The sequence below is a fragment of the uncultured Parasphingorhabdus sp. genome (assembly GCF_963975735.1).
Classification (GTDB): Bacteria; Pseudomonadota; Alphaproteobacteria; order Sphingomonadales; family Sphingomonadaceae; genus Parasphingorhabdus.
In genome coordinates this window covers 13,144-34,494 of record NZ_CAXBIA010000014.1, presented here as the reverse complement: position 1 = coordinate 34,494, position 21,351 = coordinate 13,144, and the positions used below count along the sequence as shown (strand labels likewise).

27 protein-coding genes are annotated in these 21,351 nt (G+C 55.3%); 12 read left to right on the top strand and 15 right to left on the bottom strand.

Features of this window, described 5'->3' with window-relative positions; genetic code table 11:
* The first annotated feature begins 192 nt into the window (after positions 1-192).
* Complete coding sequence (pal, locus tag AACZ86_RS13450) at positions 193-708, top strand: peptidoglycan-associated lipoprotein Pal (RefSeq protein WP_339693362.1); 516 nt, start codon at positions 193-195, stop codon at positions 706-708.
* Between the two features lie 93 nt (positions 709-801).
* On the opposite strand, the gene AACZ86_RS13445 is transcribed toward pal, so the two are convergent.
* The 6 genes from AACZ86_RS13445 to AACZ86_RS13420 all read right to left on the bottom strand — a co-directional run bounded on the left by AACZ86_RS13445 (position 802) and on the right by AACZ86_RS13420 (position 5,401).
* Positions 802-1,395 (bottom strand): YetF domain-containing protein, encoded by a 594-nt coding sequence (locus tag AACZ86_RS13445; RefSeq protein WP_339693360.1) that lies wholly within the window; start codon positions 1,393-1,395, stop codon positions 802-804.
* Positions 1,388-1,837 (bottom strand): hemerythrin domain-containing protein, encoded by a 450-nt coding sequence (locus AACZ86_RS13440; protein WP_339693359.1) that lies wholly within the window; start codon positions 1,835-1,837, stop codon positions 1,388-1,390. The genes AACZ86_RS13445 and AACZ86_RS13440 overlap by 8 nt, the downstream gene beginning before the upstream one ends.
* Before the next feature lie 474 nt (positions 1,838-2,311).
* A complete protein-coding gene (locus AACZ86_RS13435) occupies positions 2,312-2,539 on the bottom strand; it encodes a hypothetical protein (RefSeq protein ID WP_339693358.1) in 228 nt (75 codons plus the stop codon).
* Between the two features lie 71 nt (positions 2,540-2,610).
* Positions 2,611-3,348, bottom strand: a complete 738-nt coding sequence (locus AACZ86_RS13430) for a Crp/Fnr family transcriptional regulator (protein ID WP_339693356.1) — start codon at positions 3,346-3,348, stop codon at positions 2,611-2,613.
* Positions 3,348-4,853, bottom strand: a complete 1,506-nt coding sequence (locus tag AACZ86_RS13425) for an HWE histidine kinase domain-containing protein (protein WP_339693354.1) — start codon at positions 4,851-4,853, stop codon at positions 3,348-3,350. Before AACZ86_RS13425 ends, AACZ86_RS13430 begins: the two co-directional genes overlap by 1 nt.
* A 257-nt stretch (positions 4,854-5,110) precedes the next feature.
* Complete coding sequence (locus tag AACZ86_RS13420) at positions 5,111-5,401, bottom strand: DUF883 family protein (protein WP_339693352.1); 291 nt, start codon at positions 5,399-5,401, stop codon at positions 5,111-5,113.
* A gap of 167 nt (positions 5,402-5,568) precedes the next feature.
* Here AACZ86_RS13420 and AACZ86_RS13415 point away from each other — a divergent pair, with 167 nt between their 5' ends.
* The gene (locus AACZ86_RS13415; RefSeq protein WP_339693350.1) at positions 5,569-6,348 is read left to right on the top strand and encodes a response regulator; all 780 of its coding nucleotides are present in this window, start codon (positions 5,569-5,571) and stop codon (positions 6,346-6,348) included.
* Positions 6,349-6,356: 8 nt separating this feature from the next.
* Complete coding sequence (locus AACZ86_RS13410; RefSeq protein WP_339693348.1) at positions 6,357-6,485, top strand: hypothetical protein; 129 nt, start codon at positions 6,357-6,359, stop codon at positions 6,483-6,485.
* A 36-nt stretch (positions 6,486-6,521) separates the two neighbouring features.
* Here the strand turns inward: AACZ86_RS13410 and AACZ86_RS13405 are convergent, their stop codons facing one another.
* Positions 6,522-7,112 carry a sigma-70 family RNA polymerase sigma factor gene (locus tag AACZ86_RS13405; protein ID WP_339693346.1) on the bottom strand — a complete coding sequence of 197 codons (591 nt, stop codon included), beginning with the start codon at positions 7,110-7,112 and terminating at the stop codon, positions 6,522-6,524.
* A complete protein-coding gene (locus tag AACZ86_RS13400) occupies positions 7,105-7,221 on the bottom strand; it encodes a NepR family anti-sigma factor (protein ID WP_339693417.1) in 117 nt (38 codons plus the stop codon). The genes AACZ86_RS13405 and AACZ86_RS13400 overlap by 8 nt, the downstream gene beginning before the upstream one ends.
* Before the next feature lie 279 nt (positions 7,222-7,500).
* Between AACZ86_RS13400 and AACZ86_RS13395 the strand changes: the two genes are divergently transcribed.
* Positions 7,501-7,716 (top strand): hypothetical protein, encoded by a 216-nt coding sequence (locus AACZ86_RS13395; RefSeq protein ID WP_339693344.1) that lies wholly within the window; start codon positions 7,501-7,503, stop codon positions 7,714-7,716.
* Positions 7,717-7,784: 68 nt separating this feature from the next.
* On the opposite strand, the gene AACZ86_RS13390 is transcribed toward AACZ86_RS13395, so the two are convergent.
* Positions 7,785-8,258: a BLUF domain-containing protein gene (locus tag AACZ86_RS13390; protein WP_339693343.1), complete on the bottom strand. Its 474-nt coding sequence runs from the start codon at positions 8,256-8,258 to the stop codon at positions 7,785-7,787.
* Between the two features lie 71 nt (positions 8,259-8,329).
* The gene (locus AACZ86_RS13385) at positions 8,330-9,718 is read right to left on the bottom strand and encodes a mechanosensitive ion channel domain-containing protein (RefSeq protein WP_339693341.1); all 1,389 of its coding nucleotides are present in this window, start codon (positions 9,716-9,718) and stop codon (positions 8,330-8,332) included.
* Between the two features lie 131 nt (positions 9,719-9,849).
* Here AACZ86_RS13385 and AACZ86_RS13380 point away from each other — a divergent pair, with 131 nt between their 5' ends.
* The 3 genes from AACZ86_RS13380 (at position 9,850) to AACZ86_RS13370 (ending at position 11,034) form a co-directional block, all read left to right on the top strand.
* Positions 9,850-10,293, top strand: a complete 444-nt coding sequence (locus AACZ86_RS13380) for a PA2169 family four-helix-bundle protein (RefSeq protein ID WP_339693339.1) — start codon at positions 9,850-9,852, stop codon at positions 10,291-10,293.
* A 37-nt stretch (positions 10,294-10,330) separates the two neighbouring features.
* Positions 10,331-10,516, top strand: a complete 186-nt coding sequence (locus AACZ86_RS13375) for a PLDc N-terminal domain-containing protein (RefSeq protein ID WP_339693337.1) — start codon at positions 10,331-10,333, stop codon at positions 10,514-10,516.
* A 113-nt stretch (positions 10,517-10,629) separates the two neighbouring features.
* On the top strand, positions 10,630-11,034 hold the full coding sequence (locus AACZ86_RS13370) for a DUF202 domain-containing protein (RefSeq protein ID WP_339693335.1): 405 nt from the start codon (positions 10,630-10,632) through the stop codon (positions 11,032-11,034).
* Between the two features lie 238 nt (positions 11,035-11,272).
* On the opposite strand, the gene AACZ86_RS13365 is transcribed toward AACZ86_RS13370, so the two are convergent.
* On the bottom strand, positions 11,273-12,685 hold the full coding sequence (locus AACZ86_RS13365; RefSeq protein WP_339693333.1) for a phospholipase D-like domain-containing protein: 1,413 nt from the start codon (positions 12,683-12,685) through the stop codon (positions 11,273-11,275).
* Positions 12,686-12,832: 147 nt separating this feature from the next.
* Between AACZ86_RS13365 and AACZ86_RS13360 the strand changes: the two genes are divergently transcribed.
* Together AACZ86_RS13360 and AACZ86_RS13355 are read left to right on the top strand one after the other, a co-directional pair.
* Positions 12,833-13,654, top strand: a complete 822-nt coding sequence (locus AACZ86_RS13360; protein WP_339693331.1) for a mechanosensitive ion channel — start codon at positions 12,833-12,835, stop codon at positions 13,652-13,654.
* A 79-nt stretch (positions 13,655-13,733) separates the two neighbouring features.
* Positions 13,734-14,348, top strand: a complete 615-nt coding sequence (locus tag AACZ86_RS13355) for a GNAT family N-acetyltransferase (protein ID WP_339693330.1) — start codon at positions 13,734-13,736, stop codon at positions 14,346-14,348.
* A gap of 181 nt (positions 14,349-14,529) precedes the next feature.
* On the opposite strand, the gene AACZ86_RS13350 is transcribed toward AACZ86_RS13355, so the two are convergent.
* Entirely contained in the window at positions 14,530-15,792 is a 1,263-nt protein-coding gene (locus AACZ86_RS13350; protein ID WP_339693328.1) for a DUF2254 domain-containing protein, read from the bottom strand.
* A gap of 221 nt (positions 15,793-16,013) precedes the next feature.
* On the opposite strand from AACZ86_RS13350, the gene AACZ86_RS13345 reads away from it, so the two are divergent.
* On the top strand, positions 16,014-16,517 hold the full coding sequence (locus AACZ86_RS13345; protein ID WP_339693326.1) for a c-type cytochrome: 504 nt from the start codon (positions 16,014-16,016) through the stop codon (positions 16,515-16,517).
* On the opposite strand, the gene AACZ86_RS13340 is transcribed toward AACZ86_RS13345, so the two are convergent.
* The gene (locus AACZ86_RS13340; RefSeq protein WP_339693325.1) at positions 16,518-17,093 is read right to left on the bottom strand and encodes a DNA-3-methyladenine glycosylase I; all 576 of its coding nucleotides are present in this window, start codon (positions 17,091-17,093) and stop codon (positions 16,518-16,520) included. It lies immediately after the preceding gene.
* Positions 17,094-17,130: 37 nt separating this feature from the next.
* Entirely contained in the window at positions 17,131-18,456 is a 1,326-nt protein-coding gene (locus AACZ86_RS13335; RefSeq protein WP_339693324.1) for an isoprenylcysteine carboxylmethyltransferase family protein, read from the bottom strand.
* 154 nt (positions 18,457-18,610) lie between these two features.
* Here AACZ86_RS13335 and AACZ86_RS13330 point away from each other — a divergent pair, with 154 nt between their 5' ends.
* Positions 18,611-19,777: a PQQ-dependent sugar dehydrogenase gene (locus tag AACZ86_RS13330; RefSeq protein WP_339693323.1), complete on the top strand. Its 1,167-nt coding sequence runs from the start codon at positions 18,611-18,613 to the stop codon at positions 19,775-19,777.
* Positions 19,778-19,795: 18 nt separating this feature from the next.
* On the opposite strand, the gene AACZ86_RS13325 is transcribed toward AACZ86_RS13330, so the two are convergent.
* Positions 19,796-20,659, bottom strand: a complete 864-nt coding sequence (locus AACZ86_RS13325; protein ID WP_339693416.1) for a DUF1499 domain-containing protein — start codon at positions 20,657-20,659, stop codon at positions 19,796-19,798.
* A 132-nt stretch (positions 20,660-20,791) separates the two neighbouring features.
* Between AACZ86_RS13325 and AACZ86_RS13320 the strand changes: the two genes are divergently transcribed.
* Entirely contained in the window at positions 20,792-21,304 is a 513-nt protein-coding gene (locus tag AACZ86_RS13320; RefSeq protein ID WP_339693322.1) for an N-acetyltransferase, read from the top strand.
* The last annotated feature ends 47 nt before the right edge of the window (positions 21,305-21,351 follow it).

Below are 21,351 nucleotides of genomic sequence, written 5' to 3'. Positions count from 1 at the left end.
GCGTCATCTCAGGGTGGGGGACCCTGGTTCATCCTGTCCCTGAAGTGGACGCACCTCTTTTACGGCAATTCGGATCGCGTTGTTACAATGGATTTTATATGACCGCTCACGAGCGGGCGCATATGAAATCCGTGGTAATTACTTTGGAGAAAAGGACCTATGAAACGGGTGTAACATTCAAAAGGTTGTGCCATGTCCAATTCATCAGTTTCACTCAAACTATTAACAACACCATTGTTGATTGCGGCCTTGTCTCTGTCAGCATGCAGCAAGAAGGCGCCGGAAGCCCTGCCGCCCGCACCCGGAGACAGCATGGATTATAACAATTCGTCCAGCGGCCCGGTCAAGGGCAGCCAGGAAGATTTTCTGGCCAATGTCGCAGCGGACAGAATATTCTTCGAAACCGACCGGAGCAATGTCGATAGCGAAGATCAGCAGATATTGCGCAGTCAGGCCGCCTGGCTTGTTGCCAATCCGAGTGTCCGTATCCGGATCGAAGGCCATTGCGACGAGCGCGGCACCCGCGAATATAACCTGGCCCTTGGCGAACGCCGGGCCAATGCCGCGAAAAACTATCTGTCAACGCTGGGCGTAGAATTGTCGAGAATATCGGTGGTCAGTTTTGGCAAGGAACGCCCCGACGCGCTGGGCTCGGATGAACAGGCATGGGGCTTGAATCGCCGCGCCGTAACGGTGACGGTGCGCTAGATTTCCATCTGGCGACACGCCCGCCTAAACAGCCCGCTCCATCATGATCCACCGACGAACATGTTGGTGGATCATGAGCACTCGGGACTGTTGCTAGCGAGGCTGGTCAAGAGGATAGCGCTCGCCAGCGATCACGCCTTTTAAAAGTTCGGGCTGGATATTCCGATCGCCGTCCTCAGCGTGCAGCACCGACACATCACCTGTAGTCTCGGCAATCACCGCCAGCACTTGTGAAAAATTCAGGGCATTCGCCTCGCGCAATTTCCCCCAAAGGTCGCTTTCGGTCATCTTGGCTTTCTTCAGCTGATCATGCTGGATTTCACCGCCGATCATGATCAGCCGTGGCCTGTTGTCAGCCAGCAATTGCAAACCGGGAAACCGGCTTCTGAGCACCGCCATCCCGATCTGGAGTGCGAACAGGATGACGAGTGCTGCGATGCCATTGGCAATCGGCGGATCTTTGGAGAGGATGACCGAACCGAGCACCGACCCGATCGCAACCGTGACGGCAAAATCGAAACCGCTCATTTTGGAAAAGCTGCGGACGCCGGCCAGCCGGGTAAGAACGATCACCGCCACATACATGCACAGGGCGGACAGAGCGATCAGCGAGACCTGTACCCATCCTGTGCTGGTCCAGTCCGACAGCATGTCAGCGGCCGCGGTTCCGATCAGTTGATCAAGCAACTTCCTTTTTCTCCACCGGCTTGCGATCGTCGAAAATTTTAGCGAGCTCTTTCGCACGCTCGGCACTCAGATCCTTTTTGGCGGCGGCAAATATCTCGTCCTCTTCCTCGTCCATATGATGTTCCAGCCGTTCCTTCAGCGTCTTGAACCGCGTCAGCCAGCCGCTACTGTCGAAATCCATATCGACCAGGTCCTCGAAATAATCCTCCGCTTCCTTATGCTCGGCGACCGAATGGCGGCCCTTGTCCTGCAAATCGGGCCTGCCCAGCATTTCGGCATATAGGGACTGTTCTTCGGCGTTTGCATGGGCTGAAACGTCGATGCGCAGCTTTTCAAAAGCCTCGCGCCGTTCCTTGCTGTCGCCGCTGGTTGCTGCCACCCTGTCGAGCATCTCCCTATGACGGTCGTGATCCTGTTTGAGACGGGTAAAAATGTCAGTCATAATATCTCCATCACCTATTTTCTCCTGAATAGACGCACGAACCGCCTATCGGTTGCGCTGTTCCACCTCGCGCGATCGCGAGCATCCTGTGAAAGAGCTTTTTACCCGCCGAGAAGCTACCCGCAGATGAGGTAAAAGGTCCCTTGTTTAAAGCCATCCGACATGGACGAAAAATTTTTGCTACCCGGAGGGAACCAATAGTTTCGTGACAGGTTATAAGCTTTGAATGAGCGACAATCCCTGACCCGGGTTTGCCTTCATTCCTCAAAAAGCCGGCTGGGAAATTTGCCGATTCGTAATCCCCCCCGTTTTCCGAACGGATAGATTTCCCAGCCACCTTTCCAAACTGACAATGCAAACGTCCGTCTGTTGCGGCAGTCGACCGGCCACCGAGCTTCGGTTGGCAAACCCTGACTGGCAAAAAAATAGCCAGGACATATTGCCTGGCTATTTTCGTTTATTGAATATCGTAGATTATTGTTCGGAAGGCATTTTCACGTCCACATCGGGCACGTCCACAGTAACCTCTTCCGTACCGACTTCAACGTCGGCCGTGTCCACGTCGATCTCGGGAAGCTTGCCGGAATCACCGGAAACATCGACGTCCACCGAAGGCATTTCGCCTTCTTCGGTAACTTTGGCTTCACAGCCAGCGAGTGTAAGGCCTGCAGCCATTGCTGCCACGATTGCTAATTTTTTCATCATGAACTCCCTTCATTGGTTCGATAGGTTCAACGCACGGACCCAGCCGAGAGTTCCATCACCCCGGAAAATTAATTGCGGCCGAGACGCATCCGAAAGGCGTCGAGATGGAAATAGGCTGGATCAAACTGGCTGATATCGGCGAGGCGGGCTGCATCTGTAAACTGGATCCAGCCATTGGCGCGCTCGAGCAGTCCGTCGCGTTCCAGCTGCCGGAGCACCCGGTTAGTATGAATCGGGGTCAGGCCAAGCGCGTCGGCGATTACGGTTTGCGTCAACGGCACGCGAAACCCGTCGCTTGTGCCCTCGCCGGCGATTTGCACACGCCTGTGCAACTCGAGAAGGAAATGCCCGATTCTCTCGCGCGCTGTCTGCTGGCCGTTGCGAACAATCTGCTCGCGCAGGAAAGACTCTTCCTGAACCTGCATCCACCAGAAGGCGAGAGTCAGTTTCCCGGAATCGGTAAGCAGGCGGCGAAATACCGACGGTTTGACCGAAAATGCGGTCAGGTCGGTGACGGTCTTTACCGAGTGATCAGCCTCGGCAGCGACCAGAACCTGCAGATCGAACATATCTCCCGGCAAGAGTATGTTCAGGACCTGACGCCTGCCATCCTCCAGCGACTTGTAGCGAATAGCCCAGCCTTCCTTGACGATCAGCACGCTGTCCATTTCCTGGCCGGCATCGACAATTTCGGTATTTTTCGCGAAATGCTGCTCACGCCCGTCCAGCTGCGTGATCACATGCCGGTCATTGATATCGAGATCGGCATAGAAGGATATCCGCCGCAGCAGGGCCTCTTGCGCCACTAACGAACCTGATCTTCGGGCACAGGGAAAACGACAGTGCAAAGCAGACCGTCCGCGGTCCAGTCTCGCGTAATCTCTCCGCGCAAGTTGCGCGTGATACTGTGGTCGATAAGGGAGGAACCAAATCCGAAAGTAGAAGGCACTGTTGCTGCAGTCGGCCCGCCCCGTTCTGTCCATGTCAGATGGACGATGTCCTGGCCATTCTCTTCCTCAATGGCCCAGTCGATCTTCACCAGCCCCTTTCCGCTGGTCAGGGCGCCATATTTGACTGCATTGGTGGCCAGTTCGTTAAGAACCAGCGAAATCGACACCATCGCATTTTCCGATAGCGAGAAATCGGGACCGGACCAGCGCACCCTCGGGTAGGTCTGACAGAGATCCCTGACCAGCGCGGCAAAGGAACCGGTCACGAAATTGGTGTCGAGCAGGATTTGCTGAGCCCGGTTGAGGGCGCTCAACCGGCTTTTGATCCGTTCGATATAGTCGTCGATCGATGTGGCCGAATTCTTGGTCAGCGACATGATCGATTGCAACGTCGCGAACAGGTTGCGCAGACGATGATGCAGTTCGCGGGTATGGAGCCGTAACTGCTCCTGCTGGTCGACGGAATGGGTGATGTCCTTGTTGATACCCGTCAGCGTCGGACGCCCGTTGGCTTCAAGATAATCACCATAGCCTTCCACCCAGCGAATCTCGCCGGAGGGCAATATGATACGAAAACGCGTTTGGAATTTTTCACCCGGAGCAACCGCCAGGCCCATGGCTTGCCGCACAGCTTCCTGATCGTCTGGATGGACGCGAGCCAGTGCGCTTTCCACTTCCGTGATCGCTTCGCCGGCATCCTCTCCCCAGATTTTCATATAGGCGCCGCCCCAGTCGATTAGCCCGGTTTCAAGATCGATCCGGAAACTGCCAACGTCGCTGAGCGCCAGAGTGAGATCGAGATTGGACCGGGCGATGGCGGCATTTTTTTGCGCTTGTTCCCGCAGAATAATTTCTCGTCGCAACTCCATTTCACTCATCACAATATCGGCCAAGCTGCGGAGCTGGTTGAGCTGGTTCTTCGATATCCGGAATCGCGGGACGGTGTCGCCGATACTGAGTGCTCCCAAAACCAGCCCGCTGGGGGCAATCAGGGGCGCACCGGCATAGAAGCGAAGGGAGGTATCACCGGTGACCAGCGGGTTGTCGGAAAATTGCTGCTCTTTCTCGATATCCTCGATGACAAGCGGCTCGCGGCCTTCAATCAGCTCTGTGCATAAAGAAACACGTCGGTCGATGTGCACCGGAGGCAAGCCGACCACAGATTTGAACCATTCCCTACTGTCATCAAAAAAAGCGATGGATGCCATCGGCGCCGAAAAAATATCGGCGACCAACCGTGTGATACGGTCAAAGGCTTCCTCCGGCGCGCTATCCATGATTTGATAGCTGCTCAGAGTAGCCAACCGCTCGGTTTCAATCGATGGATGTAGCTCGCGTCTGACACGGTTACCCGCACTCATATCTGATCCTTTTACCCATGCCCCCCGCAAGGGATCGACTTACCAACGCTCAACTCGCGATCTTGTTGCATGGTTGTGAAGAACCAAAGAAGCGAACCGGGGCCCCGCTAACACAACATTCCGTCCGGGACGAACATAATCCAAGACAGACTTTGGCACGACCAAGGATGATCGCGCAACATTATATGTCATTCCAAGCCATAGAAAAGGCGAGGGAATTTACGCCCCTCGCCTTTTATACCTGCTATTGCGGACAACTAGCGACGAGCCATCAACGCTCCGATAATCAACCCCAGTCCCGCTGTAGCCGCGATGCTCACAATCGGGTTTTCCTTGAAGGTGACGCGCGCTTTTTCGCGACCCTTTGTCCCGGCATCCATCGCGTTTTCGCGGGCGGCCTTCAGCTTGGTTTTCGCGTTGGCCCGCAATTCTGATGCATTGGCCTGCGCATCAACCTTGACGGATTTCGTCAATGTCGCCAAATCTGCTTTCAGGCTCTGCAAATCCGATTTTACCGCACCCATTTCCTCTGAATAATTACCCGTCATTTCATTTTCTCCAATTTCTGTTTAATGAAGAGTCTACGAATGCCGCCCCGTTTGGTTCCGGGCCAGACCAGAAATCGGTCTGATTGGTCGACGTCATAATTCTACCTTTTTTGTGGAACTCTTTTTATTATCGGACGTTAGAGAGGAGTTCATGGAGATACATATATATGTCGCTAGCTGAAATTCTGAAACCGCATTTGCCTTATCTGCGGCGCTACGGGCGCGCATTGACCGGCAGTCAAAAAAGCGGTGATACCTTTGTCAAAGCAACGCTCGAGGCAATCGTCGCCGATCCGGATTCTGTGACGAACGACGACAATGTGCGCGTTCAACTCTATCGGGTTTTTTCCCGCATCTGGGAAAGCGCGCACGTAAGTCTGACGGAAGATCCGGACGACAATACCGCGCAAAGCCGGTTGAATGCCATCCCGCCAATCAGCCGGCAAGTGCTGCTGCTGACCTCGCTCGAAGGATTCTCGATCAGCGAAGTTGCAAAAATTGCGGATGTCGGTGAAAATTCCATCAATGGATTGCTGGAAGACGCGATTGCCGACATCGACAAGGAAATCCGGTCAGACGTGCTGATCATCGAGGACGAAGCGCTGATCTCGATGGAATTGCAGCAGATCGTTTCAGGCCTGGGTCACCGCGTCTGCGGAACTGCGACAACCCACCAAGGTGCGCTGGAAGCCGTGGAGAAAGCGAAGCCCAGCCTCGTGCTGGCCGATATCCAGCTAGCCGACGGCAGCTCCGGCATCGACGCGGTAAAAGACATATTGGAACAGATATCGGTTCCGGTTATTTTCATAACCGCCTTCCCCGAACGCCTGCTCACCGGCGAGCGGCCCGAGCCGACGTTCCTTATCACCAAGCCATTCCAGCCCAATGCGATCCGCGCGGCTATCAGTCAGGCGTTGTTCTTTTCGACTGAAGCGCAACCCGCATAAGGAGCATCATGGCCCGGATCGATCCCGACGACGCGCGGCAGGCCAGTTCGCGCAAGATGAACCGCAAGACGCTGGCGTGGTCGATCCCGCTCGCGGTGATCGGTCTGGCCATGGTGATATTCTTTTTAAAATTGTAATCGGACAGGGAATGTTAGGTAAACGGGGAGAAGTCGCTAGGACGCGATCTTCTCAACCGCGCCAATGATATTCTCGAGCGCCGTTGCGGTCTGGTTTTCATGGCCATCCGACGCGGATGTGAAACGTCCTTCATCCAGGATTTCTTCCAGCGTCTTGCGCGCGCGGGACACGCGGCTCTTCATCGTGCCAATGGCGCAATTGGCGATTTCAGCGGCTTCTTCATAAGAATAGCCACCGGCACCTACCAGAATGATCGCTTCTCTCTGGTCGTCAGACAATTCCATCAGCCCGCGCTGCAAATCTGCCAGATGCAACGGATCCTGCTGCGATGCCGGAGCGGATAATATCCGTTCTGCCGCCAGCTCGTCGTAATTTCCGGTGAATTTCTTTCTGCGCATGCTGGAAAAAAAAGTGTTCCGCAAAATGACAAAGGTCCATGCCCGCATCGAAGTGCCCGCAATGAAACGGTCCCGGGCAGCCCAGGCTTTCAGCAAAGTGTCCTGAACGAGATCATCTGCCACGTCCCGGTCGCCGGCCAGACTCCGTCCAAAGGCACGCAAATGCGGTATGGCCTCCGCCAGTTCCTTCTTGAACTGCCCTGAAGATAAGGCCTTATCCTTACTCATTCAGGTCGGACCGACTATCGTCGGTATCTTCATCGTCATCATCGTCCAGCTGGTCCAATAGGGCCAACATGTCGTCAGGGAGTGGTTCCTCCAATACGCTTAAATACATATTTTTAAGCCCGAGGCCCAGTCTCTGTTCCATATCGTCCTTGCTTTTCACCGGCACGTCCTTTGGTTTTTTAACCCGTCACCGCTTTCCGGTGAATCAGTCTGATGTTTTTCGGGCTCGCCAAACCATGCCTCGTATTTGTTTGCTTGTTGAGAGAACCCCTGATGTTCGTAAAGGTTGCATATAAATTTTTAACGCTAATGTCCAACAGCAGGGAACGATCTTTACATCTGTCCGTTTTTTCTCCGAGGGAACAACTCGAACTCGGAGATTTTAGTGATGTCGGATAGAACAGATGAAAAGTCCAACCTGAAAATGGAAGGCGAAGGAAGCCGGGAAGGGTCGCGCCGATTCCAGGATGCCCAACATGAATTCGCAGAACATGGCGACGTCGAAAGCAAGGCAAAGGATGCCGCAAGGGCGCTCGAGGGCGAGGAAGCCGCGGAACTGGAGAAAGCCAGAAAAGCGTCCGCACAGGGAAAAAGCTCTGATTGAGGGAATCGAAGCAGAAGTGGTGCAGATAATGATGGGCGCGGGATAACCACCGCGCCCTTTCGTCACCGCTACATACCCGGTAGACCGCCACCAAGGGAACGGAAGCTTTCGAACACCGTTCTTGTCGCATTGGAAACCGAATCGGCGGACAAGACTTCCTTTAGATCGGCATGACCCATCCCGTGCTTCTCCGGCAGATAACGTCCGGCCATGTGCCATGAAGCAAATTGCAGTTTCACCGTCTGGCTTTGGCTGACAACGGTGAGGCCGTTATGCCGGTCGTCCCGTTCGATGTGATGGAGAAGATCGTTGGTCGCCGCTTTGTCTCCTTCGAGACATTGCATGAAATTAGTTCCGTTAAACACCAACAGTCCCGTGATTCCTAGCCGCTGATTATTGCGTTGCGAAACCGTCAGAATGGCCAGAAAATCGTCCAGGCTTAGCGCGGCGTTGGCGGTACTAACGTAAATGAGGGAGGTCAGATTGGCGGGCACATGAAACTTTCTCGTGGCAGCCTGGCAGCATTGATTGTCGCGGCCCAACCAATTGTCAAAAAGGTCATTTAGGCAAGTTGATCAAAGGCTTCCTTAACATAGGTTAGCACCGCTGGCTATCATTCCACAGGCTGTTTGTCGTCCAGCAGGTCGGACCGCCCCTGCCCGAACCGTTCGGAATCGACCAGCTTTTCGACATGGTCCTCGGGAGATACGTCAAACACCTTTGCCATCGCTGCTTTGACAGGTTTCTCGACAGCCACATCGCGCGTTTCGGCCTTGCCCGATTTTTCGGCCAACAGTGGCGGTCCATTGTCAAAACGCAGGCGATATATAGGCTCCGGCAAAGCAAAGCCGGACTCTTCCAGCGCATTTTTTGTAACCCGTATCGCCGCCCCCCGCGCCTTGTTGAAATCGCTATCACGCTGGTCGATCCAGCCGTGGAACGCGATCAGAATATTCGAATCGCCGACTTCCTTGATCTCGGCGGTCGCTTCGGGTTCGTTCAGGACAAAATCCTGTCCGTTGATGGCTCGCAAGCCGGTTTCGATCGCGGCTGCCGGATCGTCATCGGCATCGACGCCCAGTTCAAAGCTGAACCGGCGTTGCGGATTGCGGGAGTAATTCAGTATTTCCGCCTTGAACACGGTGGCGTTGGGAATACGCAGATGATTTCCGTCGAGCGTCATCAAAATCGTTGCCCGCGAGGTCAGCCGGACAACCCGGCCTTCCCGGACGCCGATCAGCACATGATCATTGGCCCGAAACGGCTGGCGGATGCTCAGCATGATGCTCGACATATAATTGTCGACCGTATCGCGCAGGGCAAAGCCGACCGCCAGACCGATCACACCGGCACCGCCCAGTACCGCACCCAGCAAGGCGGTCGCGTTGAGAATATCCAGGCCGATAAATATCCCGACCAGTATGAAGATGACGCGGACGGATCCCGCGATCAGTTCGGCGAGAAAAATATTGGGCGTTACCCGTTCCCAGAAGCCCATGCGCGAGGCGATGAAATGGCCCAACAGGCCGACCGATATCGCGACAAGAAAGGCAATCCCGATCAGCGGCAGCGCCGAAAGGAAATTCTGCAGACTCGTGCCGAATTTATCGACGACCGGCTCAACATTTTTGCCCACCGACAGATCGCGTTCAAATTGCGTTTCCACCGTGACCACGCCGGATACCCGCTCTGCAATAGCTTTGGCACGATCCGCTGATGCACTGTCGGAAATCGCCCCCGACAGGCTCACGACACCCGCATCAACCGCGACCTCTACGCCTTCGAGGCCCTTTATCTCCTGGAAAATGCCGTTTAACCGGTTGGCAATGGCTAGATCGTCGCTTCCGTTCGCCGCGGGATCGATGACGGGCGCCGCTTCGTCGACCGGCTCCGGCAACTGGACCTGGGCATTTGCCTCGCTGACGACGGGAAGCGCGGTGACCGATCCCCAAAAGGCCGTGGCCGAAAAGACGATCGTCAGAAGTCCGCGATATAAGATCATGTTTCTCCAGTCAGCAATAACCGCATACGTCCTAGCATAACAAAAGTTCCAGCTGCCGGGGAAAATTTAGTTTGGAACCGAGCGGCGATTCCGATGTTGTTTGACCATATTCAACGAACAACGAGGGTAAAATGACAAACAACACTTCCATGGACATATTGAATGACATTCTCGAAACCCTGATCGATTCCGCGCATGGCTACGAAAAAGCGGCAGAGATTGCGGACCGGACGACTTTCAAGAATTTCTTCTCCCGTCGCGCAGCTTCCCGCCGCGCGATGGCGGCTTCCGTTCGCAATGAAATAACGGCTCTGGGCGGGACCGCGGAAAATGATGGCACAATCCTGGCATCCGCCCACCGCGTATTCATGGGCCTGAGCGCTGCGTTGCAGGACAATGACGAAGCCGCGATCGAAGCCGTCGAAACCGGCGAGGAATATCTTCGCATGAAATTCGAGAAAGCCCTCGAACGCGATGAACTGTCGGTTTCCGCAAAGACGTTGCTGCGCAATTATCAAGGCGAATTGAGAGCGGATGGTCGGCTTATAGATCATCTCGAAGACGCAACGTCCTGATCACCCAACGCTGTAAGCATAACGAAAGGAATTTATCATGGAATATGGAATTATTGGCCTTCTGATTTTGGCTTTGGACATTTGGGCGCTGCTGAGCGTCTGGGGAAGCGGATCGTCGACGGGCGCTAAAATCATCTGGACCCTGATCATTCTTATCTTGCCGGTTGTCGGACTGATTTTGTGGTTCTTCGTCGGTCCAAGAGGGACTGCACGGGCGATTTGACCTGATATCCCGTCTGACATAATAAGCCCCGATAGATGCCTCCATGGCGGATATCGGGGCTTTTTGCTATAGTTGGACGAGAAACCATTCATCCACACGATCGGGAACCCATCATGGCCGGCACTCCATCTAACAACAGATTGGCAAGCGAAAGAACGGACCTTGCCGAAGACCGCACCGAATGGGCCGAGGACCGGACGATCATGGCCAATGAACGGACCTTTGCCGGATGGATGCGCACCGGGCTCGCGGCAGTCGGGATCGGCCTGGGGTTCAATGCCCTTTTTGGAAAGCTCGAACCGCTCTGGGTGCCCAAGGCCATTGCGTCACTCTTCATGGTCATCGGTATATTCATTTTCTGGGCAGCGCAGCGTAACGGCTGCGCGGTTCAGGACCGTCTGAATTCGCACCACGCCACGCCGGTCAAACCCAATAATATGCGCTTGATTTCCGGCTTGATGGCATTGGGTGCCAGCTCGTTGATTATCGCCATATGGGTAATGGATTTTGGCGACTGAATTTCGGTTAATCGGGAACCAATGCGCCTCCTGCCGGTAGATAAGATGAATATATGATCACGGAGACAGGAGAGTAACATGCGTTTCATCATCAGAACTATTGCGGCAGGAGCCGTTTCGATTGCCGCCAGAATCATCATCAAGAAAATCCAGGACAAGAAGCAGGCCGATACGGCCGCCTAGCGGACAGGGAGGGGCGGTTGGCGTCCGGCAGCAGCGGCGGGCGCGCGCCTAAACCTTAGATAATACCGGCGAAGACATCGTCCGCCCGTTTCGGATCGAGAATATCATTGTCCGCCAGCCACTCTTCCACCGCATTGATATCCGGCGTTTGATATGGTCGCAGCCTGCGGCCTGGGTCCGAGAGGGTCTCTATAGTGGCGATTAGCGAACCGGTTTCGGCGAGCGACTTGCGAACTTCACTTTCATCCCGTCCCAAATGCTCGGATAGCAAATCGTTGCGGACGCTGGCGATCTGGCTGGAAACCGTCGTGCCTTCAGTAGCGGAAGCATCAATCGCAGCATCACACTCGCTGTCAAACCCGAGCGAGCGGTTGTTGAAATTGGATGATCCGATACGGATATACCGGTCATCCACGATCAATATCTTGGCGTGGACGTAGACGGGCGTGCCAGCGGCATTAAACGGATGGAACATGCGGAACCGGTCATATTTGTCCCGCGCCTTGACGGCTTGATATAGACGCGCCCGCGACGAATTCATGATTTCGGCTTCCAGCCATCCTTCGGCGCTTTGCGGATTGACGATTATCACTTCCGGCCCGTCCGGTTCCGCGAGACGTTCGACGATGGCACGGGCAATCGCGGCTGATGCAAAATATTGACTCTCCACATAAATATATCGTTCGGCGGCAGCGATCAGATCGACGCTTAAATTCTCGATTTCGTTTACGCGTGGCTGGTCATCCATTTCGGGTAGCGTACGGGCGATGGCAACGGGACAGTCGGTGAAATCGGCCTCCAAACCTGCGGGCCAGCAATCCGCTCGAGCGGCAACCGTCTTGACCTTCTTGCCGCCGGCGGCATCCCAATGCTGCACGGCATATTCCGACAGGGCACGGGCGACATCTCCCTGAACCACCATCGCCGCATCATGCCATGGCCCGGCATCATTGCCATCGGGCTGATAGCGCTGCTTCTGGTTTTCTTCATGGGATCGCGTGTCCCAGCGGTTGTTAGCGACATCGATACCGCTGCAAAAAGCCGTGTCTTCGTCGATAACGATGACTTTCTGATGATGCGCAGCGCCTACCGGATGATGGGCATCGAGTTTGAAATGCACCCGCGGGTGAAAATACCAGCGGGCTAGAGTCAGGAGCCCGTTGAACCGGACAAAGGATTTTAGCGCCCCGGTATCCCAGCGCAGCACATAGATGTCCAAATCGCGATTCTTCTTGAGCAGCCAGTCGAAATAGGCGCCGATCTGCAGCGGCCCCTCCATTTGCTCCACAGTATCGTGCATTTCCACACGCTCATCGAAATCCCAGCCCAGCAGCATGATCCGCTGTTTTGCCTGCGCGAGCGACTTTCGCACCGCCCGAAAATAATTTTCGCCATCGATAAGCACCGCAGAACGATCTGCATGCTCCACGCGCCAGCAATTTTTACCGGGTTTGAATATGTTCGCCATGGGAGAACAACGTTCCTGCACGATAACGGTTCCCACTGAAGCATTGGTCATGCAACCAAACTCAAAGTTATGCGTTTTGGACGAATGAATGAACAGGTCAATAAATCGCTGAGCACGCTTGAAATTTTAATCGCACAACTACAGTCAATGTGGGAAGGTATTATCGCTCTCTTGCCCAGTCTGGTCATCGCGATTGCATTCCTGATCTTTACATGGATCATCGCAAAATTTGCCACCAGGATTTCTGACAAGCTTACCGCAAGAACGTCAATGCGGCCCTCGCTTCGGGAACTTGTTGATACGCTTGTCAAAATAGCAATATGGGCCGTAGGACTGCTGGTTTCACTGACGATCCTGTTGCCCGATTTGACGCCCGGTAGTCTGGTTGCCGGACTGGGTATCGGAACGGTCGCAATCGGCTTCGCCTTTCAGGATATATTTGAGAATTTTCTCGCCGGAATTCTGATCATGGCGCGCGAAAAGATGCGGATCGGTGATTATGTCAAATGCGAAGGTATCGAAGGGAAAGTTGAGCAGATTTTGCTCCGTGAAACGCATATCCGAAAGCCATCTAACGAACTGACAATCGTTCCCAATTCGGTCCTGTTCAAAAATCCTGTGGAGATATTGACTGATCAAAAGCAGCGACGGCACGAAATTGTCGTTGGTGTTTCCTACGACACCGATCTCGAACAGGCGCGCGCTGTGATTCGCGATGGCGTGAAATCCACTGATGTCGTTGATGGCGAAAAATCGATCGATATATTCGCTAGCGAGTTCAATTCCAGTTCCGTCGATTTCAAAGTTCGCTGGTGGTCGGGTTCGGCCCAGCGCGACATGCACGAAAGCCGGGATTTTGTAATCCGGTCGATTAAACGGGCGCTGGATGACGCGGGCATTGAGATTCCATTCCCTTATATGACACATACATTCAAAGAGCCCTTGCCGATATCCTCATCCGGCGACTGACGGGAGCCCCGGGGGAACCGACCAGGTTGAGGCGCCCGGCGCGCCATGAGGTGACCGTGGCGAGAAGAAGGAGAAGTCGATGGCTGAGGCAGCAGCGTTTCAGAATCAGGTCCAGTCGGTGGAAGCCAGGCTCGACGATGGCACCCATGTCTGCCTGCGGCGCGTCCGCCATTCGGATCTGGGCGAGATTGAAAAAGGCATCAGCCAATTGTCCGATCAAAGTCGCTATTTGCGCTTTTTTTCCGGATCGAAAACCATGCCGCCATCGGTCGTCGAACGGTTGGCGAGCGTTGATGGCATCAAACATCTCGCATGGGGCATGATCAACATGGACGAGAAAGATCATCCGGCAATGGCTGCCGCGCATGTTTTCCGGGAAACGGAAAGCAGCGACAGCGGCGAGTTCGCAATCGCTGTTCTCGACCAATATCATGGTCTTGGCGTCGCGCGGTTGTTGATGACGGCAATATTCCTCGACTGCTATTGTGAAGGCCTGCGACACTTGCAGATCGATATACTGCGTAGCAATAACAAGGCGTCCGGCCTGATCCGGGCCATCGGGGCAGTGCCCGGCGCAATGGAAGGGTCCGTCGCGCAATATAGTCTCGACATCGAGGTCGCGATTTCAGCACTGCAAAAAATGGACCATCCCGTCGCGATCCCGGATATTATGGCCGCCTTTGCGGCAAGCTAAAAACCGGGAAATGGCATGAGCGGGCCACATCAAAAAATCGCGCGCCGTGGAACCATTGCCTATCGGCGGCGTTTAATCACTAATCTCTGGGCGATGTCCGAATTCACCTTCGACCCATAGACCTCCGCCGGAAAGCGCGGCCCCGAACTATATTATATTTCGAGGTTCGCGTTTTCCGGCTTTACCTCTCCTCGACATCCACGACCTTTTGCGATCTTGCCTTGAGATCCTCTATGTCCTGCTCATGGACGATATGCTCTAGCGCTCTCGCCAGGGCATTGCGGGACGCCTCGGAAGCATCTGCCGAAAATATATCCGGCCATGATTGGGCAAGAGCCAGCAGGCACAACTGGATGCGCTGTTGCACCTCCACGACTGCGGCCCCGTCCCTGGCAATTTTGATGAAAAAATCTGTAAACAAATCTCCCGTCTCGATGGCCGGACCATGCACTCTGGAACATCGGGCATCCTCGGGCGACGCGCATGCTTCGGCAAATATCTCGAAACAGCGCAAGCCACTGACCAGTACCGAGATCGCGGTGCCCGGGTCGTTGACCGCGGGAGACAGCGCCCGTGAGGCGATCTCGGAAAGCACCACCAGTCCGAAGCGGGGGTCCTGATCAAAGCTGCGGTCATGCTCGACCAATATCGCATCCCGAAACGGTTGCGGATCAACGCCATTTGCATCCTCGCCGGACAGATAGAGTAACGGGCGCGCCGGATATACGAGCTTTCCCGGGTGAATAGAGAGATGGACTGTCACACCATATTTTTCGGCGGCTTGCTCCAGACGTCCCATATCGACCGAGGTCACAACACCACTGGCGATATCGCAACTGACGGGACAAGCCTGCTGCGGTATCTCGACTGGCGGCTGCGCGCCCAGAAAGGGGTGCTGGCCATGCCAGCGCAGCGCTTTCGAGGTCGCCTGCTCGACGCGCCCGATCAGGTCATTCATCCTGCCGAACGTGGAAAGCTGCTGGATCCAGTTGATCAGCGTCCCGGTGATCAGGACAATCACCAGAATCGTGGCGAAGAATAATATGATCCGCCCCTGATCGTCATAATAGCCGGCAGACAAGCCGATAATACCGACAATGCTGAACAGGAACGTACCGAGGAAGGTCGACAACGCATTTTGCGACCGGTCGTCTGCAAGCATCAGCGCGATGGTTCGCGGCGTGGCGGTGCTGGTCGCCGAACCGTAAGCCGACACCATGATGGAGACGGAAAAGGCAATGACCGCCAGCATGCTTGATGCCAATATCGTCAATATATCGCCGACCGAACCGCTGGCGATCTCGAGATCCGCTTCATAGGGGATCAATGGGCCGACCCATTCCGCCGCAGCCGCGGCGGCGATCGCCCCCAGGCTGAACAGCATTGCCCGGAACCAGATCTTTTCGGGCAACCGCGACACATATTTCTTCACTGCCAATATCATTTTGCCGTTCTTTCCCGTCAGTTCAATCCGGCTTCTAACCGGCCAAAATCAGTTCATCCAGCAAGGATAGCGGCATTTGAACAGCCCGGCCAGCACGGCTTTCGCTATCCGATCGGCAGCCACGAAGGCTGCTGAAAATAAAAATGCCAGATGGACGCTTTAATTTTGCAGCAATCGGCATTAGGCAATCGTGAAATCGGATATCCTGATAATATGACTCGATGGGAAAGAATATGGTTCGCATGAAGACGGTAGCGGCTGTCATGGCTTTGTCTATTTTGGCTGCAGGCTGTTCAGGTGGTGGTCCAGAATCCAGCGAACCGGCGGCAGATACAGTGAAAGCAGAAGCACCGGTCGATACCGGACCGCCAGCCGCTGACGATGTCGCCACATTGGACGGCGTTGCTTATGCAAGCCTGACCGGTGATGCCGCCTCCGGTAAGTCGAGTTTCGCCCAGTGTCGCACCTGCCATGTAATCGATCCCGGAATGAATCGTCTCGGTCCCTCGCTGGCCAATATTGTTGGGCGAGAAGCCGGAGGGGTCGCAGGCTTCAACTATTCCCCAGCCACTGCCGATAGCGGTATCATCTGGACGGAAGAAAAATTAAACCAGTTTCTCGAAAAGCCGGCGCGGGTTATCCCGAAAACCAAGATGTTCTATGCCGGCATGCCGGACGCACAGGCACGCGCCAACCTGATTGCCTATCTCAAAAACCCAAGCTGATCAGGCTTTCCAGCATCCGGCGAGATGGTCGTCGGTCATGCCGATGGCCTGCATATAGGCATAGATGATGGTGCTGCCGACAAAGCTCATACCGCGCTTCTTGAGCGTCTTGGAGATCGCATCGCTGACCGGCGACGTGCTCGCCATCTCAGAAAAACGGGCCGGCCGGTTCACCGGCGGAACGCCGTCGAGATGGTTCCAGAGCCAGTTGTCGAAGCTGCCAAATTCCCGCTGGATTTCCATGAAAGCCAGCGCGTTTTTGCGAACCGAGTAAATCTTGAGCCGGTTACGGATGATCGACTCATCTACCCGCAGCGCCTCCAGTTCATCGTCGTTCATGATAGAACACCGCGCGATATCAAAATCGTGAAAGGCGCGGCGATAGCCGTCCCGTTTGCGCAGCACTGTCTCCCAGCTCAGGCCGGCCTGCGCGCCTTCAAGAATCAGATTTTCGAATAATAACCGGTCATCATGGACGGGCACGCCCCATTCCTGATCATGATAATCGCCATAAAATTCCTTGCCCGGTTGTCCGCCAAAGCATCGGTGTTTCCCGTCTGAGCCAACCACTGTCATGCGGGCAAATTAGCGTTTCCGGCTGGTTCTGACAATTTTATTCAGCGGGCTGCACTTCCGGTGCGCGGCCCTGATCCGGTGTCCACCAGCCGATCCGTCGCTTGGTCGCGTTGAGCAGCCGCGGAATCGGCGCGTTGCGGTCCATCCACTCGGCATAATCCTTATAGGCAGGGTCACCGAGCAAATGTTTCTCTTCGGTCTTGGCGCGCCAGTAATAGACCCCGCTGACCAGCGCCATCAGTACCGTGTTTCGGACAAAGTCGGTGAAGCTGCCGGAGGTCACCAGAAACGGCATGCTCGCCAGCCACCAATAGGCATTTTTCGCGACATAGGCGGGATGCTTGGTCCAGCTATAGGGACCGTGAGTCAATATCCCGCGATGGGTGAGATTGGAAAAGCGCAGACCGAAAGCAACCGTCGCCCAGGCATAGAGGGCTGTGAGAATGACCAATATGCCGCCCCATATCCAGAGGATCGTGGTCTGGCCCTCGAACCAATAAGCCCAGTCGGCGGTGTTGACATGATAGTTGAGCGGTCCGTTATCGCCCATCAGGATGAACGGCGGATAGCACATCAGGGCGGCAACCCAGCCTGCGAGATAGGGATTGGCAGTGCGGATATGGGCATCGAGCGGCTTCATCGTCAGCAAATAGCCAACCGTCGCAAACTGGACATCGACGACGAACATCGCGGTGATCAGCCAGCCTGCAATAGCCACCGGGTCGCCGGCAAGCTCGTTGATATCAAGCCGGACAAGATCACCAAATCCGCCGGGCACGATCGAGATCATGAAGGCGAGGAAGAAACCCTTCACCGCCCAGGCGCGCAGATGATGATAAATTTGTTCGCGATCAAATTCGCTCTTCCTGCCGGTCAGCAGCTGGCCGAAATGCCACGCTCCATCACGTGGCTCGATCGTATAGCGGTCCATGAACAGGATATAGGGGATGGACAACACGAACAGCCAGGGCGCGACCATTTCCATCATCTGCATCGAAAATTGATATTGTCCGGTCCAGTACCAGCGTCCGACACAATAAATGGTGGCGATAATTCCCCATGTTGCCCAAAGGCTGGCCAGCTTCACCAGACTGATGTCAAAAGTCTGTTTGAACGGTTTCGGGTTCTGCCAGTCCATCCCGGTAGAGGGTCGCAAATGGACCTTGTCCATCAGCAGCGACCAGATCACCATCGGCGCGGCACAGGCGACACAAGCAGCGAGCGCGGAATAGGGCCCATCCATGCCATATTGACGGGCAATCAGGACCCATGAGGCCAGTCCGATCAAACCCGCCACGCCCACGCCATGGGAGACCGCCGACCGGGGGCGCGGGTCTACGCTTCTGGATTTCTGTCCGAACATGCGGATGCTTTAACCAAAAATAGTAAGCAAGCCGTGAACAGCGCCATATTATGGGGATTATCGTCGGTTTGACCTAGAAAAATTACTCCGGTTACCTTATGGTGTTTTGCAAATGGCAGATCGGCATAATTTGATCATAAAACACGGGAATCTCATGAAAAATATTGGACTTCCACTCGCAATTTCAATCCTCGCGGTTTCTTGCACCAACGGGGAAAACGCACAGGCGAATGGAGGCGCTACAACAGAAGCGCAGGCGCTGGCCGATATTTCTCCAGTCGATCGCAAACCTTTTGAAACAACCGAAATCGCCAGTTTCGATGAGCCATGGGCGATGACCTTCCTTCCCGATGGCCGGATGCTGGTCAGCGAGAAAGCGGGCAAATTGCAGCTGGTCGATGCCAAGGGGCAGAAAACAGAAATCGGCGGCGTGCCCGAAGTTGATTATGGCGGACAGGGCGGCTTCGGCGATATCGTGCTCGCACCCGATTTTGCGACGAGCAATATGGTCTATCTGAGCTGGGCCGAGGCTGGCGAGAAGGACACACGCGGCGCCGTGGTTGGCCGCGCCCGACTGGAACTGAAAGGCCCGAAGCCCGCACTGAGAAATTTTGAAACCATCTGGACGCAAAATCCGAAAGTGACCGGCAATGGGCATTTTTCCCATCGAATCGCATTTTCACCTGATGGCGAGTATCTGTTCATCGGTTCGGGAGATCGGCAGAAATTTGACCCGGCCCAGAATATGGCAATGAATCTCGGCAAGATTGTCAGACTCTATCCGGATGGCACCGTCCCCAAGGACAATCCTTTTATCGACAAGGAAGGCGCGCTTCCCGAAATCTGGTCGCTGGGTCACCGCAATATCCTGGGCCTCGCCTTCGACAGCAAAGGCCGCCTGTGGAATCAGGAAATGGGACCGCGCGATGGCGACGAACTTAATCTGGTGCAGCGTGGCGCCAATTACGGCTATCCGATCGTTTCGGAAGGCAATCATTATGATGGGAAGAAAATCCCGAATCATGACACGCACCCCGAATTCGAAGCGCCCAAAGTAGCCTGGGTGCCGACGATAGCACCGGGCGGATTGATCTTCTATTCCGGCGATATGTTCCCTGCCTGGAAGGGCAGCGCCTTCATCGGTGGCCTCGCCAGCCAGGCCTTGATCCGCGTCAGTTTCGATGGCGATAGCGCCAAGGAAGCCGAGCGTTTCCTGATGGGCAAGCGTATCAGGGAAGTCGAACAGGGACCCGACGGCGCGATCTATGTGCTGGAAGACGGCGAAGGCGGCCGGATGCTCAGGCTGACACCGACCAAATAGCCCGTCGCTGCAAGAAATCTATTGCGAAGCGGCGGTCGTCGTTCCTGACAAGTCGCTCAGAAAGCGGCGGACGCGCTTTGCATTGGCACCAAGATCATGCACACCGACGCGACTGACCGAGCGCATGTCGATGATGCTCGCTGCACCATTTTCTGCCGAACGGGCCCGAATGACGATATCATCCTTGAACCGGAACAGCGAAATCGTATCGGTTGCCTCCAGATTACCGGACGCCGGATCGACGCTGACAATTTTCCAGCCACGATCTGCTGCCAGCCGCTTGGCTTTCTCGATCACCACGGCGACCGGTTGATCAATGCGGACCGAACGAATATCCGGATAAGCATCCTGATGCGCCGTAGCCCAGCGCTGGCGCGGGTTCATGCCGCGCATATCACCATCATCCGCACCCGGTATATTGTCCCAATTGTCAGCCCGCAGGGTCAGAGCGGTAAACTCAGGCGGATCGGCGAGATCGGTGGTAATGTCATGAATGGCCGGAAGCGTCAGAATAGCTATAGCATAGGGGACCATAAAACCCAGAAAACCGAGCGTCCCGACGATGCCGATGCCCAACAGGGGCCAGCGCGTCTTGCGTGCCTTGCGCCGGTCGAGCAAGATGAAGACTATCGCCAGAATGAGCGTGAGCAAAGCTGCCAGAAGGATCCACGGTATCGCCCCCAGACCCGCTTGCCAGCCCCACAAACCAATGCCGCCGCCAGCGGCAGCGATGACAAATGCAAGAGGCGTCCCCAGGCCGAGCAGCAGGATAAGCCAGCCCCTGGGATCGCGGCGCAGCGACGCCAATCGGACCGGCTTCGCTGACGCGGCTGCCGGTGGCAAATCGCCGGTAGATGGTTCGGTAGGCTTGTTCTGGTCCATCACGCGCAAACTCCCTTAACAGATCAATCTTTTAGCTGGCGCTCCGCAATCATGCAATTGCAACCTATGTGGCTCGACATTTACCACAAAGCGGGGTAGCGCGCGCTTTTCCTGATAGACGAGACCCACGAATTGGCCAGCATCATTCCTCTCGCGGAAATCGACCCGCAACTTGTCGAGGCCCTGCTAGACTCCGCCTTTGGCACGGACCGGCATGACCGGACTGCCTATAAGCTGCGCGACGGCATGGACATGCTCGAAGGCCTTTCGCTTGCCGCAGTCGATCAGGAAAAGCATGAATTGCTTGGCTCGATCCAGTGCTGGCCGATTGCCTTGACCGATGAAGAAGGCCGGAAACATCCGATGATCATGGTCGGGCCGGTAGCGGTCTATCCCGATTTCCAACGCGAGGGCATTGGCCGGTCAATGATGGCGGCCCTGCTGAAAGAAATCCATGCCGATGATCCGTTGCCGCTGGTGATGATCGGCGACCCTGAATATTACGAGCGTTTCTTCGGATTTTCCGCCGAGGGAACCGCGGGATGGAGGCTGCCCGGGCCATGGGAACCATCGCGGCTGCTAGTCCGCGCCAACCCGAAAAACCCCTTGCCCAAGACCGGCACGCTTGGTCCCTGGACAAGATAGCGAGTCTTAGGCTTTACAGAAATCGCGCCGCGCAATAGGCCGTTGTC

Excerpts from the sequence above, each read along its gene's own strand:
- pal (WP_339693362.1), top strand. The coding sequence starts at position 193 with ATGTCCAATTCATCAGTTTCACTCAAACTATTAACAACACCATTGTTG.
- AACZ86_RS13440 (WP_339693359.1), bottom strand. The coding sequence starts at position 1,837 with ATGACTGACATTTTTACCCGTCTCAAACAGGATCACGACCGTCATAGG.
- AACZ86_RS13435 (WP_339693358.1), bottom strand. The coding sequence starts at position 2,539 with ATGAAAAAATTAGCAATCGTGGCAGCAATGGCTGCAGGCCTTACACTC.
- AACZ86_RS13425 (WP_339693354.1), bottom strand. The coding sequence starts at position 4,853 with ATGAGTGCGGGTAACCGTGTCAGACGCGAGCTACATCCATCGATTGAA.
- AACZ86_RS13420 (WP_339693352.1), bottom strand. The coding sequence starts at position 5,401 with ATGACGGGTAATTATTCAGAGGAAATGGGTGCGGTAAAATCGGATTTG.
- AACZ86_RS13415 (WP_339693350.1), top strand. The coding sequence starts at position 5,569 with ATGTCGCTAGCTGAAATTCTGAAACCGCATTTGCCTTATCTGCGGCGC.
- AACZ86_RS13410 (WP_339693348.1), top strand. The coding sequence starts at position 6,357 with ATGGCCCGGATCGATCCCGACGACGCGCGGCAGGCCAGTTCGCGCAAG.
- AACZ86_RS13405 (WP_339693346.1), bottom strand. The coding sequence starts at position 7,112 with ATGAGTAAGGATAAGGCCTTATCTTCAGGGCAGTTCAAGAAGGAACTG.
- AACZ86_RS13400 (WP_339693417.1), bottom strand. The coding sequence starts at position 7,221 with ATGTATTTAAGCGTATTGGAGGAACCACTCCCTGACGACATGTTGGCC.
- AACZ86_RS13395 (WP_339693344.1), top strand. The coding sequence starts at position 7,501 with ATGTCGGATAGAACAGATGAAAAGTCCAACCTGAAAATGGAAGGCGAA.
- AACZ86_RS13385 (WP_339693341.1), bottom strand. The coding sequence starts at position 9,718 with ATGATCTTATATCGCGGACTTCTGACGATCGTCTTTTCGGCCACGGCC.
- AACZ86_RS13380 (WP_339693339.1), top strand. The coding sequence starts at position 9,850 with ATGACAAACAACACTTCCATGGACATATTGAATGACATTCTCGAAACC.
- AACZ86_RS13375 (WP_339693337.1), top strand. The coding sequence starts at position 10,331 with ATGGAATATGGAATTATTGGCCTTCTGATTTTGGCTTTGGACATTTGG.
- AACZ86_RS13370 (WP_339693335.1), top strand. The coding sequence starts at position 10,630 with ATGGCCGGCACTCCATCTAACAACAGATTGGCAAGCGAAAGAACGGAC.
- AACZ86_RS13365 (WP_339693333.1), bottom strand. The coding sequence starts at position 12,685 with ATGGCGAACATATTCAAACCCGGTAAAAATTGCTGGCGCGTGGAGCAT.
- AACZ86_RS13360 (WP_339693331.1), top strand. The coding sequence starts at position 12,833 with ATGTGGGAAGGTATTATCGCTCTCTTGCCCAGTCTGGTCATCGCGATT.
- AACZ86_RS13355 (WP_339693330.1), top strand. The coding sequence starts at position 13,734 with ATGGCTGAGGCAGCAGCGTTTCAGAATCAGGTCCAGTCGGTGGAAGCC.
- AACZ86_RS13350 (WP_339693328.1), bottom strand. The coding sequence starts at position 15,792 with ATGATATTGGCAGTGAAGAAATATGTGTCGCGGTTGCCCGAAAAGATC.
- AACZ86_RS13345 (WP_339693326.1), top strand. The coding sequence starts at position 16,014 with ATGGGAAAGAATATGGTTCGCATGAAGACGGTAGCGGCTGTCATGGCT.
- AACZ86_RS13340 (WP_339693325.1), bottom strand. The coding sequence starts at position 17,093 with ATGACAGTGGTTGGCTCAGACGGGAAACACCGATGCTTTGGCGGACAA.
- AACZ86_RS13335 (WP_339693324.1), bottom strand. The coding sequence starts at position 18,456 with ATGTTCGGACAGAAATCCAGAAGCGTAGACCCGCGCCCCCGGTCGGCG.
- AACZ86_RS13330 (WP_339693323.1), top strand. The coding sequence starts at position 18,611 with ATGAAAAATATTGGACTTCCACTCGCAATTTCAATCCTCGCGGTTTCT.
- AACZ86_RS13325 (WP_339693416.1), bottom strand. The coding sequence starts at position 20,659 with ATGGACCAGAACAAGCCTACCGAACCATCTACCGGCGATTTGCCACCG.